Below are 13,454 nucleotides of genomic sequence, written 5' to 3' on the forward strand. Positions count from 1 at the left end.
ATGCACCGCACCCTTTTGCTTTCCGTGCTGCTGCCGTGGCTGGGCCTGACCGTCCCCGTGCAAGCGCAGGACACCAATGCCGCTGACGCGCCGCGACAGCCTGCAATGCTGGTTGCAGACCGGGTATTCATCGCCCCGGACCGGACGCTGGTTGCCAGCGGCCATGTCGAGGCCTTTCAGGGTGACGTCCGCCTCAAGGCACAAAAGATCACCTATGACCAAAGCAGCGGCACTCTGGAAATCGAGGGGCCGATCCGGATTGACCAGGGCGGCGAGATCGTCATTCTTGCCAATGCTGCCGAAATGGACCGGGACCTGCGGAATGGTCTTCTGAGCAGTGCGCGCATGGTGTTCCAACAGCAATTGCAGCTGGCCTCGTTGCAAATGACGCGAGTCAGCGGGCGCTATACGCAACTGTACAAGACCGCCGTCACTTCGTGTCACGTCTGCGAGGACGGAAGCCCGCCGCTCTGGCAGATCCGGGCTGAACGCGTGACCCATGACCAGCTCGAACGCCAGCTTTACTTCGAGAACGCCCAGCTGCGGGTTCTGGATGTGCCGGTGTTCTATTTCCCAGGAATCCGCCTGCCCGATCCGACGCTGAAGCGAGCCACCGGTTTCCTGATCCCCTCTTTGCGCACAACCTCGAACCTCGGCTCCGGGGTCAAAGTGCCGTATTTCTTCCGGCTAGGTGATCACCGGGACCTGACGCTGTCGCCCTATGTCTCGCGCAAGACCCGCACGCTGGAGGCACGCTACAGGCAAGCTTTCCGTACCGGCACGATTACATTCGAGGGCGCCCATACTCGGGATGATCTGCAACCCGGCGACAGTCGCGGCTATTTCTTCGGGACCGGCAGTTTCGATCTGCCCCATGATGTCCGCCTCGGGTTCGATGTAAAAACCGTCTCGGACGACGCCTATCTTGCCGACTACGGCCTCGACGATCTTGACCGGCTCCGCTCGGATCTGACGCTGACCAAGGCGCAACGCGACATGATGTTCAGGGCCGGTCTTTATCACTACAAGACTCTGCGCGACAGCGAACAGCAGGAGTTCATCCCCTCGGCCGTCGCCGATCTCACCTTCCAGCGCCGCTATTTCCCGCAGACTATCGGTGGCGAAATGCGCCTGACGCTGGAGGCCCATGGCCACCGTCGACAGTCGGATCAGACCAGTACCGGCGCCTTGCCGCTGGGCCGGGACATTGCCCGTGTGACCGCCGATATCGACTGGCGCCGTCAATGGCATTTCGCGAGCGGCCTGGTGGCCGAGTGGCAGGCCGGCGCTGCGACAGATGCGTTTTCGATCTACAACGACGCCAAGTTTGACAACACCGCAACCCGGCTGACGCCGCGCAGCGCCCTGACCCTGCGCCTGCCGATGAGCAAGGTCAGCGCCACCGGCAACCGCAGCTATCTGGAGCCCATCGTCCAGCTGGGCTGGAGCGATGTCACCGGCGATGCGGTGCCCGGCGACGAAAGCGGCTTTGTCGAATTCGATCAGGGCAATCTTCTGGCCCTGTCGCGCTTCCCCGCTGTCGATGCGCGCGAAGACGGGCTGACCCTGGTCTACGGGGTCAACTGGGCGCATTACGCGGTCAATGGATGGCAAGCCTTTGCCACCGTCGGACAAATCTTCCGGCAGGATGCCGACATCCGCTTCACCAAGAGCTCGGGCCTCGGCGGCACCACCTCAGATATCCTGATGGCAGGGCAGCTGAAGCTGAGCCAGGATCTGTCGCTAACCACGCGCGGCCTATTGAACGGGTCGCTGAACTTTTCCAAGGCGGAATTCCGCGGCGATTGGCGCCACGAAAAGGGGTCGTTGTCTGGCACCTACCTGTGGCTTGGCACCGACCCGGCCGAAGGACGCAGCGAAGAGACCTCGGAAATGTGGTTCGACGGCTCCTACGAGATTTCACCGGCCTGGCGCGCCAGCGCCAACCTGCGCTATGACATCTCTGATGCACAGGCCACGCGGGCAGGTATCGGCCTTGCTTACAGCAATGAATGCGTCACCGTCGACGTTTCGCTCAACCGGCGTTATACATCTACAACAAGTGTTGAGCCTTCGACCGATTTTGGGTTTACCATCGCGTTGAACGGGTTCTCCGTGAACAGCGGCAACAAAAAGTACAGGCGATCATGCAGCAATACCTGACCCTCCGGACTCCGGCCTCCCTGATCCATCGCGGCCTGCGGTTTGCGGCCAAGTCGGCCACGGCCCTGACGCTCTGCGCCGTTCTTCTGACGCCGGTGCCTGGCGCCGCGCAGGGGTTGTTCTCGCCTGCCATCACGGTCGATGACTCGGTCATTACATATTACGAACTCGAACAGCGCGCCCGTTTCATGGGGGTGCTGCGGGTTCCGGGCGACCTGATGAAGGCGGCCCGCAAGGAGCTGATCAATGACCGCCTGAAACTGGCGGCCATGGCTGAGGCTGGTATTGAGCCCAGCGAAGATGAGATCACCGCAGGCATGACTGAACTGGCTGGGCGCGCCAACCTGTCGCTGAACGAATTCCTGTCGGCGCTGCAGGAAAGCGGCGTCGATCCGGAAACCGTGCGCGATTTCTCCCGCGTCGGGCTGGGCTGGCGTGATCTGGTCGGTGCCCGCTTCCTGTCACGCGCCCGCCCGACCGAGGCAGAGATCGACCGCGCCATGGGTCAGGCTGGCTCCGGCAGCGTTCAGGTTCTTCTGTCCGAGCTGATCCTGCCGATCAACGACCAAAACGCCGCACAGGTCGAGGATCTGGCGCGTCAGGTCTCGCAATTGCGCAGCTATGATTCCTTTTCCGCCGCCGCCAGCCAGTATTCCGCTGCCCAAAGCCGCGAACGCGGTGGCCAGCTGAACTGGATGCCGATCACCAAACTGCCGCCGCAGCTGCAAGAGGTCGTGCTGGCCCTCAGCCCCGGCGAGGTGACCGACCCGCTGCCGCTGCAAGGCGCGGTTGCCCTGTTCCAGATGCGCGATCTGCGCGAGGTCACAGGACGTGCGCAACGCTATGCTGCGATCGATTACGCTGCCTATTACCTGCCTGGAGGGCGCAGTGCCGAGACATTGACCAAGGCGCAAGGCATCATCTCCCAGACAGATACCTGCGACGATCTTTATGGGGTGGCAAAGGGTCAGGATCCTTCGGTTCTGGATCGTGTCAGCCTGCCCCCGGCAGAGATCGACCGCGACATCGCGATCGAGCTTGCGAAACTCGATCCCGGCGAAACCTCGACCGCAGTGACGCGCAACAACGGAAATACATTGGTTCTGCTGCGCCTGTGTGGTCGTACGGCCGAACTCGGCGAAGGTGAAAGCCGCGAAACCGTCGCCAATGCCCTGACCGCGCAGCGGGTTGATTCCCTGTCCGAAAGCTATCTGGAACAGCTGCGCGCCGACGCCCAGATCAAAGAAAAATGACCCATACGCGCCCCGTCGCGATCAGCTGCGGCGAACCGGCCGGTATCGGCCCTGAAATCGCAGCAAAGGCCTGGGCTGAGCTGCGGACCAGCTGCCCCATGCTGTGGCTCGGCGATCCGCGCCACCTTCCTGCAGGCACGCCTTATCAGGAGGTTGCGCAGCCGCAGGATGCCGCAGCGATCTGCCCGCAGGCGCTGCCGGTGCTGAAGGTGCCCTTTGCCGGGGACGCCAATACCGGAACACCGGACCCACGCAATGCATCCGGTGTGATCGCCGCAATAGAAACCGCCGTATCGCTGGTGCGCGCAGGCGAGGCCTCGGCCGTCTGCACCGCCCCCATTCACAAGAAGGCGCTGATCGACGGCGCGAGCTTTGCCTATCCCGGCCACACCGAATTCCTGGCCCATTTGGCAGGGCGCGACAGGGTGGTGATGATGCTGGCGAGCGACCAGCTGAGGGTGGTGCCGACAACCATCCATATTGCCCTTTCTAAGGTGCCCCGCGCCCTGACGCCGGATCTGCTGCGCGAAACCATCGCCATCACCGCCGAGGGCCTGCGGCGTCAGTTCGGCATTTCCAAGCCGCGCATCGCTGTTGCCGGGCTCAACCCGCATGCAGGTGAAGGCGGCGCCATGGGCCGCGAGGAGCTGGAGTGGATCGCGCCGCTGATCGCCGAGCTGCAATCGCCGGACATGACTCTGACCGGGCCGCATCCGGCGGATACGATGTTTCATGCGACCGCCCGCGCCCGCTATGATGCAGCGGTCTGCATGTATCACGATCAGGCGCTGATCCCGATCAAGACGCTGGATTTCGACCGCGGCGTCAACGTCACCCTTGGCCTGCCCTTCATCCGCACCTCTCCGGATCATGGCACCGCCTTTGATATCGCGGGGACCGGTCAGGCGAACCCGTCGAGCATGATCGAAGCGCTGAAAATGGCGCAGCGTATGGCCTTGGCGACCACTGACTGATCCTACCCCTCGCCACCCTTTACGCCTGCAGCCCCTTGCCTTGGCCCGGTATTTCACCGCATAGGAAGGGGATGAGCCAGATCGACACCCTCCCCCCCCTGCGCGAGGTCATCGCGACGCATCAGCTGTCCGCCCGCAAATCGCTGGGCCAGAACTTTCTGCTGGATCTCAACCTGACAGCAAAGATCGCCCGCCAGGCCGGCGACCTTACTGGTTGTGATGTGCTTGAGATCGGGCCTGGCCCTGGTGGCCTGACCCGTGGGCTTCTGGCCGAGGGCGCGCGCCGGGTGCTGGCAGTGGAAAAGGACAGCCGCTGCCTGCCGGTGCTGGAGGAGATCGCAGACGCCTATCCGGACCGTTTGCAGGTGATCAATGGCGACGCGCTTGAGATTGACCCGCTGCAATACCTGACACCGCCGGTGCGGGTGGTAGCCAACCTGCCCTACAACGTCGGTACCGAATTGCTGGTGCGCTGGCTTACGCCAAAAGACTGGCCGCCGTTCTGGCAAAGCCTGACGTTGATGTTCCAGCGCGAGGTGGCCGAACGCATCGTGGCGCAGCCCGGCTCCAAGGCCTATGGGCGGCTCGCCATTCTGGCGCAATGGCGTGCCAAGGCGCAGATCGTACTGTCGCTACCGCCAGGCGCCTTTACCCCGCCGCCGAAGGTGAGCAGTGCCGTGGTACATCTGGAGGCGCTAGCCGAACCGCGCTACCCGGCGGATGCGGCGACCCTGTCGCGTGTTGTGGCTGCGGCCTTCAATCAGCGCCGAAAAATGCTGCGTGCGAGCCTTAAAGGGGTGTCTCCGGATATCGAAGCGCACCTGGAGGCAGCGGGCATCCCCCCAACAGAACGCGCCGAGCAAGTGAGCCTGGAAGCCTTCTGCGCGCTGGCCCGCAGCCTGAAGCCAGTCGCGTAAGACGCCGCCCCTGCCGCAACGCCCTCATTTGACGGCGCTCCAGACCTGCAGCCCAGAGCAAAAGAAAAACCCCGGCCCGCCATCGGCGACCGGGGTTCTCTATTTCGTTCGCAAAAGACCTGAACCACAGGGTGGACGCAGGAACGGGACACATCTGCCCCAATCCCATTGCAGCCCTTACTCAGCTGCTTCCGGAGTGTCTTCTGACGGTTTGGGCTTGGAGCGGCTGCGCGTGGGCTTCTTGGCCGGTTTCTTGGCCTCATCCTCTTTGCCTTCCGCTGCGGCCGGTTCTGCGACCTCGCCTTGCGCCCCTTCGGGCGCCTTCTTGGCGGCGGGCTTGCGCGGCGCGCGGGGTTTGCGCGGCGCAGATTTTTTCGGCGCGGCCTCGGAACTCGCGCTTTCCGGTGTCTCAACCAGACCGCTGTCCTGATCCTGACCGCCAGCTTCGCGCGGGTCGATCACTTCGGGCTGCGGCGCATCGGCGGGATCGGCTGCGGGTTTGGCCTGAGCCGCTTCGCGTTCCTGACGCTCCATCCGCTCGGCGCGTTCGCGATCACGTTCGGCCTGGCGTTCGCGGTTCTGCCGCTCCTGCTCTTCACGGCGCGCGTCGATTTCCCGCTGCGCTTCGTTCAGAAGGCGCAGGTAATGCTCGGCATGCTGCTGAAAGTTTTCAGCCGCAACGCGGTCATTGCTCAGCTGCGCATCGCGAGCCAGCTGGTTGTATTTGTCTATGATCTGCTGCGGAGTTCCGCGCACCTTGCCCTCGGGACCAGAGCTGTCAAAGACACGATTGACAACATTGGCGCCATTTGCAGGGCGATTTCGGTTCGACTTGGAACGCGAACGTGATTTTGACGATCTCATATGCCTAACGTCAGCCTTGATTGTAAGCGTCGTAGACCCAATCGAGCGCGCCTCAGCGCCGGGTCATCGACATTTTTGGGCTTGATGTCGCCGGGAGGAAAAACGCCCTCACCTTTGTGCGACAGTTTGAGTAACCACTTTAAGCGCCCCCATACAAGAGGCACAGCTTCTTTTTCGACCTTTTTTCTTTCTAAAGTGCGAATTTTCCCATTCGATCCGGTCTAGGCAGGCGCATTCCCACAAACAACCCGGTCCCGTCCATCAAGATCGGGAAGAACCTGAACCGCCTCCAGCCCTGCCGAGTGGAACAGATCCGCGACATCCGCGCCCTGACTTGGGCCGATTTCGACCAGCAGCCGCCCCCCCGGCCCAAGATGCTGCATGACACCGGCCAGAATACTGCGATAGGCGCCCAGCCCATCTCCGCCATCGGTCAGGGCCATCTGCGGTTCATGGTCCAGAACCTCGGGGTCCAACGCCTCCATTTCAGACCGGGCGATATAGGGCGGGTTGGAAACGATCAGATCGAATTTCCCGCTCACGTTTTGCAACCAATCCGACTGGCGGATATCGGCGCGCTCCGCCACCCGGTGCAGCACCGCATTGGCGCTGGCCTGCAGGCAGGCCGCCTCGCTGAGATCGACGCCAAGCCCAGAGGCATCCGGCTGTTCGGCGAGCAGCGTCACCAGAATGCAGCCCGACCCGGTGCCCAGATCCAGTATCCGTTTGAAGGGGCACGACAGCGCGGCTTCGATCAGGGTTTCGGTTTCCGGGCGCGGGTCCAAAACCTCGCCCGAGACCTTGAAACGGCGACCGTAGAACTCCCGCTCGCCGATTAGATGCGACACAGGAACGCGCACGGCGCGCAGGGCCACAAGTTGCTCATACCGGTAGGCGATCTCAGAAGACAGCTCTTCCGGTGCTATCAGTGTAACACGACTCGCTTCGATTCGCGCGGCATGCGCCAAAAGAACCCGTGCATCGCGTGCAGGATCAGGCACCCCGGCCGCCCGCAGCCGCGACGCTGCGGCAGACATGGCCTGCGCTGCGGTATTTCCCGAATGCGTCACGTCACTGCCCCAGTTCGGCCAGAAGACGCGCCTGATCATCCGCCGTCAGCGCGTCGATGATCTCATCCAGATCGCCCTGCATGATCTGATCCAGCTTATAGAGCGTCAGGTTGATCCGGTGATCCGACATCCGCCCCTGGGGGAAATTATAGGTCCGTATCCGCTCCGAGCGATCGCCCGAGCCGACCTGGCTGGCGCGGCTTTCCGAACGTTCGCTGTCTATGCGCTGGCGCTCCAGATCATAAAGCCGCGTGCGCAGCACCTGCATGGCAATCTCGCGGTTGCGGTGCTGGGATTTTTCCGAGCTGGTGACAACCGTGCCGGTCGGCAAGTGGGTGATCCGCACCGCAGAATCCGTGGTGTTGACGTGCTGCCCCCCCGCGCCGGATGACCGCATGGTGTCGATACGCAGATCGTTCGCATCAATTTTGATGTCGACGTCCTCGGCTTCGGGCAGGACCGCGACGGTGGCCGCCGAAGTGTGGATACGGCCGCCGGATTCGGTGACGGGAACCCGCTGCACCCGGTGCACGCCGGATTCATACTTCAGCCGGGCAAAGACATTCTCGCCCTTTATATGGGCCACGACTTCCTTGATGCCCCCCAGTTCGGTGGCCTGTTCTTCTAGGATCTCGAACTTCCAGCCGCGCGCCTCGGCATAGCGCTGATACATGCGGAGCAGATCCCCCGCAAAAAGCGCCGCCTCGTCGCCGCCGGTGCCGGGGCGGATTTCCAGGATCGCGGGCCGCGCGTCAGCCTTGTCCTTGGGCAGTAGCGACAGCTGCAGCTGATGTTCCGCTTCGGGCAGCGCCGCCTTCAGCGCCGGGATTTCCTCTTCGGCCAGTTCCTTCATATCGGGATCGGCCAGCATGGCTTCGGCCTCGGCCAGATCCGCCACAAGCTTGCGATAGGCCTGCACCTGCTCAACCACCGGCTTCAGATCGGAATATTCCTTGGCCAGGGTCGCAATATCGCCGCCGCTGGCACCATCTGCCATCGCCGCTTCAAGGTATTGAAACCGTTGCAGGATCTGCTCCAGCCGATCTTCGGGTACCATCGGGAACGCCTATTTTGTTCTTGTCATAAGGGCCATGGGCCGCCGGGGCGCTTTGGCGCGGGCCGCGCCCTGTGATATGCTAGGGGCATGCATTATACCAGTCTCCTTATCGCAACCGCGCTGATCAGCACCGCCCTGCCCCTGCAGGCGGATGTCACCGGTCCGGGCGGCAAGGTGCTCGATTGCTATTGCACCGACAAATCCGGCAGTCGGGTCGAGCTTGGCGAGTTTCGCTGTCTCTCGGTCGATGGACGCAGCTTCATGGCGCAATGCCAGATGTCCCTGAACGTACCCATGTGGCGCGAGGTCCAGTCGGCCTGCCCTTCGGCCGCGCTGAACGGCGCGCAGTTGCCGCAAACCGAAACAGACCACCCGCTGCCAAGGCTTTAGGCGCAAGACCAGCCAAACCGCGCGCACGCCGCACCTTGGTGCGGCGCCCGGCCCAACGGGAGCGGCGCATTTCGCAATGCGCCTGCGACGGGCGGGAGCGCCTCCCCCTACTTGTTGAGCATCACTGCCGGTTGAAAAAGCTGCGGGTTTCCTAGTCCACCGCAGCAGTGTCGCCCGCCATCTCCATCTGCGACAACCAGTTGTCGATCCGGGCCTTGTTGCTGCCCAGATCGGAGCGGCCAAAGCGCAGCCGAGCGTAGACCTTCAGCAACTCCCCATCCTGCCGGGCCGTGGTGTAATCGGGAAATCCGAACAGCTTGGTCCGGGTAACATAGGTCACCATCTGGTCCTCGACCGAGCCAGCGAGCAATTGCGTGCGCGGCGCCTGCCCGGCGATACGGTCGAACCGGCGCAGCCCGTCCGGGCCTGTGTTCACTACCCGGAAGATACCACCGCGAAATTCCTTGTCCTCGGACAATTCCGGCTGGGTGTTCCAGTCCAGGGGATCAGAGGGCGCCAGCCGGATGAAGCCAAGCACCACAACGACAGCAGCAAGAACGATCCACCCAAGCAGCATAACACGTCCCATCTGGTCTCCCCCCGCCCCGTCTGCTGTCACCGCAGACCGCGGTGCCCTGCGCCGCGGCTGAGGTTGCCTATTTCGTCTTCACGCCCGGCAGCACGCACATCAATTCGTACAGCAGGTTCGCCGCCGTCAGCGCCGTGTTACCCGATGCATCATAGGGCGGCGACACCTCGACCAGATCGCAGCCCACGATATTGAGCCCCTTCAGGGATCGGATCAGCTCCAGCGCCTGCGGTGTCGTCAGCCCGCCGATTTCAGGCGTGCCGGTGCCCGGCGCATAGGCCGGATCAAGACTATCAATATCATAGGTCACGTAGACCGGCCTATTGCCGATATCGCGACGAATTTCCGCACCCATGTTGTGCAGCTGCCGCCCCCACAGCTCCTGCGCCGGAAAATGCTGGAAGCCCCAGGACTGCGCCTCGGCAAAATCCTGTGCCGAATAGCCAGTGCCGCGAATGCCGATCTGATAGGTCTTGTCGGGAACGACCAGCCCTTCTTCATAGGCGCGGCGGAAGACGGTGCCATGGGTTTCCTTTTCGCCGAACATCTCGTCGTTGACGTCGGCGTGGGCATCCACATGAACCAGCGCCACGGGGCCATATTTCGCGGCGATGGCGCGCAGAATCGGCAGGGTGATGGAATGATCACCGCCCATGGCCACCGGAATGGCCGAGCCCGACAGGATCGCCGCATAGCTGTCCTGGATGATGCGCAGCGAATCCTTCAGCGAAAAGGTATTGATCGCCAGATCGCCGATATCGGCGATGTTCAGGCTGTCAAAGGGCGCCGCGCCGGTGGCCATGTTATAGGGCCGCAGCATCGCGCTTTCGGAGCGGATCTGTTTCGGGCCAAACCGGGTGCCCGAGCGCCAGGAGGTGCCGATGTCCATCGGAATGCCCAGCACCGCCACGTCCAGCCCGGTCAGCGAGGTCGCTTGCGGCAGCCGCATAAAGGTATTGGGCCCGGAGAACCGCGCCAGATCGTTGCCACTGATGGGTTGATTGAACTCTGCCATTCTCTGCTCAGCCATTCTTCTTTGTCATATTCCAGCCCAGAAGGCAGATGATTTCCATCGCCACATGAGCCCCCGCAATCGCCGTCGCGCCGGTAGTATCGAACGGAGGCGAAACCTCCACCACATCGCCGCCTTTGATGTTGATCCCGGCGATATCACGCAGGATCCGCGCCACCTGCGCCGAGGTCAGCCCGCCCCAGACCGGAGTGCCGGTACCGGGTGCATAGGCCGGGTCCAGCCCGTCGATGTCAAAGGTCAGATAGGTGGGCCGGTCGCCGAGGATGTCCTTGATGCGGCGGGCAGTCTCTGCCGGGCCGATCTCATGCACGGTGGGGGCGTCGATGATATTGACGCCCAGCGTGTCCTCGTTGGTGGTGCGGATGCCCACCTGAACCGAGGTCGCAGGGTCCACGATCCCCGATTTCACCGCCTTATAGAACATGGTGCCGTGATCCACGCGCGAGAAATCATCATCAGCCCAAGTGTCGGTATGGGCATCAAACTGCAACAGCGAGATCGGACCGTATTTCTCGGCATAGGCTTTCAGGATGGGAAAGCTGATGTAGTGATCGCCGCCCAGCGTGACCGAGGCGGTATCGCTGTCGAGAATGCCCTTGATATGCGCCTGCAGGGTGCCGGGAAAGGCCGGGACATTGGCATAGTCAAAGGCCAGATCGCCGTAATCCGCAATCGCCAGCTCGCTGAGGGGATCAAAGCCCCACCCATAGGGGGCATCGGGGCTTTGCAAGAGGCTCGCCTCGCGGATCGCGCGCGGGCCCAGACGGGTGCCGGGGCGGTTGGTCACCGCCTGATCAAAGGGCACGCCGGTAACGGCGATATCCGCGGCGCTTAGATCCTTGGTGTAGCGGCGGCGCGCAAAGGACGGAGCCCCACCAAAGGTGTTCTCAAAGCTGAGCCCCTTCAGGTCTTCGCGGGTGAAAGCCTGATCCACCTGGGTCTTTGCGTCTTCCAATGCCATCGGCCTGCCCCGTTACAAGTTGTTAACCCCGTTTCAGCCGGGAATACCCGACTGAAACTATGTTGTCACCTGCTGAGGGTGGTATGAATACCCGCCCTTGCAAGCCGGTCACGCTGCGGGTTGAGCGCGCTCCACCAGACGGGCGAAAAAGGACGCCCCGACGGGTGCGATGGCATCATTAAAGTCATACTTGGGGTGGTGCAGCCCGGCGGTATCGCCTTGGCCGATATACAGATAGGCGCCGGGGCGCGCGTTCAGCATGTAAGAGAAATCCTCGGCCCCCATGTCGCGGGTGGCATCGGGGACAACCCGGTCCTCGCCGACGATTTCGCGCGCGACGCCGACAGCAAAATCCGCCTTGTCGGCATCGTTGATGGTCGCGGGATAGCCGACCTCGTAATCCAGCGTCGCTTCGACGCCGTAAGAAACCGCCTGCCCCGCCACGATCTCCTCCATGCGGCGCATCACCATGTCCTGCACTTCGGGATCAAAGGTGCGGACGGTGCCGTTGATATAGGCCGTGTCGGGAATGACGTTGTCGACGGTGCCGGTATGGATCTGGGTGACCGAGACCACCAGATCCTGCAGCGCGTAGTGATTACGGCTGACGATGGTCTGTATCGCCTGGGCAATGCCGCAGGCCGCCATCACCGGATCGCGGGTCTCGTGCGGCATGGCGCCGTGCCCGCCAACCCCCTGAATACGCACATGGAAGGTATCCACCGCCGCCATGATCGGCCCCGGCGTGGTCAGGAAACTGCCCTCGGCCAGCCCCGGCAGATTGTGCAGCGCGTAGACCTCGCCGATGTTGAATTGCTCCATCACGCCTTCTTCTACCATGATACGGGCACCGCCGATGGCCTCTTCGGCGGGTTGGAAGATCAGCGCGACGCGGCCACTGAAATTACGCGTCTCGGCGAGGTATTTCGCTGCGCCCAGCAGCATGGTGGTGTGTCCGTCATGGCCGCAGGCGTGCATGTTGCCCGCGTGGCCCGAGACATATTCGACGCCGGTTTCCTCGGGGATGGGCAGTGCATCCATATCGGCGCGCAGGCCAATCGTCGGCGCCTCCGGCGCGTCATGCCCCTGACCGTTGATGATCGCCACCATGCCGGTCTGAGCGATGCCCTCGTGCAGCTCATCCACACCGAATTCGCGCAGGCGCTCGGCCACGAAGGCGGCGGTCTTGGGCAGATCCAGCGCCAGCTCCGGGATCTGGTGCAGATGGCGCCGCCATGCGGTCATATCAGTGGCAAAATCGGCGATGCGGTTGACGACCGGCATGGGGTGGACTCCTTGGTCAGACTCGGGATGATGCATCTGACACCGATCAATAGGCAGCTGCAATGGCCGATACAGAGCTCATCCACGACGAAACCGCCGGAATCGAACGACTTTTGGAAATCATGCGCGCCCTGCGGAATCCCAAAACGGGCTGCCCCTGGGATGTGGCGCAGGACTTCGCCACCATCGCGCCCTATACCATCGAAGAAGCCTATGAGGTCGCAGATGCGATCGAGCGCGAAGCCTGGGATGAGCTGAAGGGAGAGCTGGGCGATCTGCTATTCCAATCGGTCTTTCACGCGCAGATGGCCGAAGAAGCCGGGCATTTCACCTTTCAGGACGTGGTCACCACCATGTCCAACAAGATGGTCAGCCGTCATCCGCATGTCTTTGGTGACGAATCGCGTGATAAATCCCCCGAGCAGCAGACCCGCGACTGGGAGGCGATCAAGGCCGCAGAACGCGCGGGCAAGGCGCAACAGGGCACGCTGGATGGCGTCGCTGTCGGTCTACCCGCACTGCTGCGGGCGCATAAGCTGCAAAAACGCGCCGCCCGGGTGGGTTTCGACTGGCCCGATGCCAGCCACGTGATCGACAAGATCCAGGAAGAGGCCGCCGAACTGGTGGAGGCGCGAGACGAGCTCACACAGGACGCGGTGGAAGAGGAATTCGGCGATCTGATGTTCGTGATGGCCAATCTCGGCCGCCATCTGGGGGTGGAGCCCGAGGCCGCCCTGCGCCGCGCCAACGCAAAATTCATCCGCCGGTTCGAAGGCGTCGAAGCGCGTCTGGCCGATCTGGGCAAACGCCCCGAGGACAGCACGCTTGAAGAGATGGACGCCTTGTGGGATGCCGAAAAGGAAGCCCAGCGCGCCAAAGCCACCTGATCGTGACCAAAA

13 protein-coding genes are annotated in these 13,454 nt (G+C 62.7%); 6 read left to right on the forward strand and 7 right to left on the reverse strand.

Annotated features, from left to right (window positions below; translation table 11 throughout):
• The 4 genes from SM763_RS01970 (at position 1) to rsmA (ending at position 5,307) form a co-directional block, all read left to right on the forward strand.
• A complete protein-coding gene (locus tag SM763_RS01970; protein ID WP_368997303.1) occupies positions 1 to 2,163 on the forward strand; it encodes an LPS-assembly protein LptD in 2,163 nt (720 codons plus the stop codon).
• Positions 2,148 to 3,416, forward strand: coding sequence for a peptidylprolyl isomerase (locus tag SM763_RS01975; protein WP_368997305.1), 1,269 nt, complete (start codon positions 2,148 to 2,150; stop codon positions 3,414 to 3,416). Before SM763_RS01970 ends, SM763_RS01975 begins: the two co-directional genes overlap by 16 nt.
• Positions 3,413 to 4,390 carry a 4-hydroxythreonine-4-phosphate dehydrogenase PdxA gene (gene pdxA, locus SM763_RS01980; protein ID WP_368997307.1) on the forward strand — a complete coding sequence of 326 codons (978 nt, stop codon included), beginning with the start codon at positions 3,413 to 3,415 and terminating at the stop codon, positions 4,388 to 4,390. Before SM763_RS01975 ends, pdxA begins: the two co-directional genes overlap by 4 nt.
• Positions 4,391 to 4,461: 71 nt before the next feature.
• On the forward strand, positions 4,462 to 5,307 hold the full coding sequence (gene rsmA, locus SM763_RS01985) for a 16S rRNA (adenine(1518)-N(6)/adenine(1519)-N(6))-dimethyltransferase RsmA (RefSeq protein WP_368997309.1): 846 nt from the start codon (positions 4,462 to 4,464) through the stop codon (positions 5,305 to 5,307).
• 177 nt (positions 5,308 to 5,484) lie between these two features.
• Here the strand turns inward: rsmA and SM763_RS01990 are convergent, their stop codons facing one another.
• The 3 genes from SM763_RS01990 to prfA form a co-directional block, all read right to left on the reverse strand.
• Positions 5,485 to 6,171, reverse strand: a complete 687-nt coding sequence (locus tag SM763_RS01990; RefSeq protein WP_274828494.1) for a DUF4167 domain-containing protein — start codon at positions 6,169 to 6,171, stop codon at positions 5,485 to 5,487.
• Between the two features lie 221 nt (positions 6,172 to 6,392).
• Entirely contained in the window at positions 6,393 to 7,280 is an 888-nt protein-coding gene (prmC, locus tag SM763_RS01995) for a peptide chain release factor N(5)-glutamine methyltransferase (protein ID WP_368997311.1), read from the reverse strand.
• Positions 7,243 to 8,298, reverse strand: a complete 1,056-nt coding sequence (prfA, locus tag SM763_RS02000; RefSeq protein WP_065273272.1) for a peptide chain release factor 1 — start codon at positions 8,296 to 8,298, stop codon at positions 7,243 to 7,245. The genes prmC and prfA overlap by 38 nt, the downstream gene beginning before the upstream one ends.
• Positions 8,299 to 8,385: 87 nt before the next feature.
• Between prfA and SM763_RS02005 the strand changes: the two genes are divergently transcribed.
• Positions 8,386 to 8,688, forward strand: a complete 303-nt coding sequence (locus SM763_RS02005) for a hypothetical protein (RefSeq protein WP_368997312.1) — start codon at positions 8,386 to 8,388, stop codon at positions 8,686 to 8,688.
• 151 nt (positions 8,689 to 8,839) lie between these two features.
• On the opposite strand, the gene SM763_RS02010 is transcribed toward SM763_RS02005, so the two are convergent.
• From SM763_RS02010 to SM763_RS02025, 4 genes are all read right to left on the reverse strand, one after another.
• Positions 8,840 to 9,277 carry a DUF1499 domain-containing protein gene (locus SM763_RS02010; RefSeq protein ID WP_065273270.1) on the reverse strand — a complete coding sequence of 146 codons (438 nt, stop codon included), beginning with the start codon at positions 9,275 to 9,277 and terminating at the stop codon, positions 8,840 to 8,842.
• A 67-nt stretch (positions 9,278 to 9,344) separates the two neighbouring features.
• A complete protein-coding gene (gene speB / locus SM763_RS02015; RefSeq protein WP_274828932.1) occupies positions 9,345 to 10,292 on the reverse strand; it encodes an agmatinase in 948 nt (315 codons plus the stop codon).
• Between the two features lie 7 nt (positions 10,293 to 10,299).
• A complete protein-coding gene (gene speB / locus SM763_RS02020) occupies positions 10,300 to 11,271 on the reverse strand; it encodes an agmatinase (RefSeq protein WP_368997313.1) in 972 nt (323 codons plus the stop codon).
• Positions 11,272 to 11,379: 108 nt separating this feature from the next.
• Positions 11,380 to 12,555: a M20 aminoacylase family protein gene (locus SM763_RS02025; protein WP_368997315.1), complete on the reverse strand. Its 1,176-nt coding sequence runs from the start codon at positions 12,553 to 12,555 to the stop codon at positions 11,380 to 11,382.
• 62 nt (positions 12,556 to 12,617) lie between these two features.
• On the opposite strand from SM763_RS02025, the gene mazG reads away from it, so the two are divergent.
• Entirely contained in the window at positions 12,618 to 13,442 is an 825-nt protein-coding gene (mazG, locus tag SM763_RS02030; RefSeq protein WP_065273266.1) for a nucleoside triphosphate pyrophosphohydrolase, read from the forward strand.
• The last annotated feature ends 12 nt before the right edge of the window (positions 13,443 to 13,454 follow it).

Source organism: Pseudophaeobacter sp. C1-32P7 (genome assembly GCF_041008775.1).
Classification (GTDB): domain Bacteria; phylum Pseudomonadota; class Alphaproteobacteria; order Rhodobacterales; family Rhodobacteraceae; genus Phycobacter; species Phycobacter gallaeciensis_A.

What these genes read in the sequence shown, in the direction of transcription:
- SM763_RS01970 (WP_368997303.1), top strand. Translation starts at nt 1, where the DNA reads ATGCACCGCACCCTTTTGCTTTCCGTGCTGCTGCCGTGGCTGGGCCTG.
- SM763_RS01975 (WP_368997305.1), top strand. Translation starts at nt 2,148, where the DNA reads ATGCAGCAATACCTGACCCTCCGGACTCCGGCCTCCCTGATCCATCGC.
- pdxA (WP_368997307.1), top strand. Translation starts at nt 3,413, where the DNA reads ATGACCCATACGCGCCCCGTCGCGATCAGCTGCGGCGAACCGGCCGGT.
- rsmA (WP_368997309.1), top strand. Translation starts at nt 4,462, where the DNA reads ATGAGCCAGATCGACACCCTCCCCCCCCTGCGCGAGGTCATCGCGACG.
- SM763_RS01990 (WP_274828494.1), bottom strand. Translation starts at nt 6,171, where the DNA reads ATGAGATCGTCAAAATCACGTTCGCGTTCCAAGTCGAACCGAAATCGC.
- prmC (WP_368997311.1), bottom strand. Translation starts at nt 7,280, where the DNA reads ATGATCAGGCGCGTCTTCTGGCCGAACTGGGGCAGTGACGTGACGCAT.
- prfA (WP_065273272.1), bottom strand. Translation starts at nt 8,298, where the DNA reads ATGGTACCCGAAGATCGGCTGGAGCAGATCCTGCAACGGTTTCAATAC.
- SM763_RS02005 (WP_368997312.1), top strand. Translation starts at nt 8,386, where the DNA reads ATGCATTATACCAGTCTCCTTATCGCAACCGCGCTGATCAGCACCGCC.
- SM763_RS02010 (WP_065273270.1), bottom strand. Translation starts at nt 9,277, where the DNA reads ATGGGACGTGTTATGCTGCTTGGGTGGATCGTTCTTGCTGCTGTCGTT.
- speB (WP_274828932.1), bottom strand. Translation starts at nt 10,292, where the DNA reads ATGGCAGAGTTCAATCAACCCATCAGTGGCAACGATCTGGCGCGGTTC.
- speB (WP_368997313.1), bottom strand. Translation starts at nt 11,271, where the DNA reads ATGGCATTGGAAGACGCAAAGACCCAGGTGGATCAGGCTTTCACCCGC.
- SM763_RS02025 (WP_368997315.1), bottom strand. Translation starts at nt 12,555, where the DNA reads ATGCCGGTCGTCAACCGCATCGCCGATTTTGCCACTGATATGACCGCA.
- mazG (WP_065273266.1), top strand. Translation starts at nt 12,618, where the DNA reads ATGGCCGATACAGAGCTCATCCACGACGAAACCGCCGGAATCGAACGA.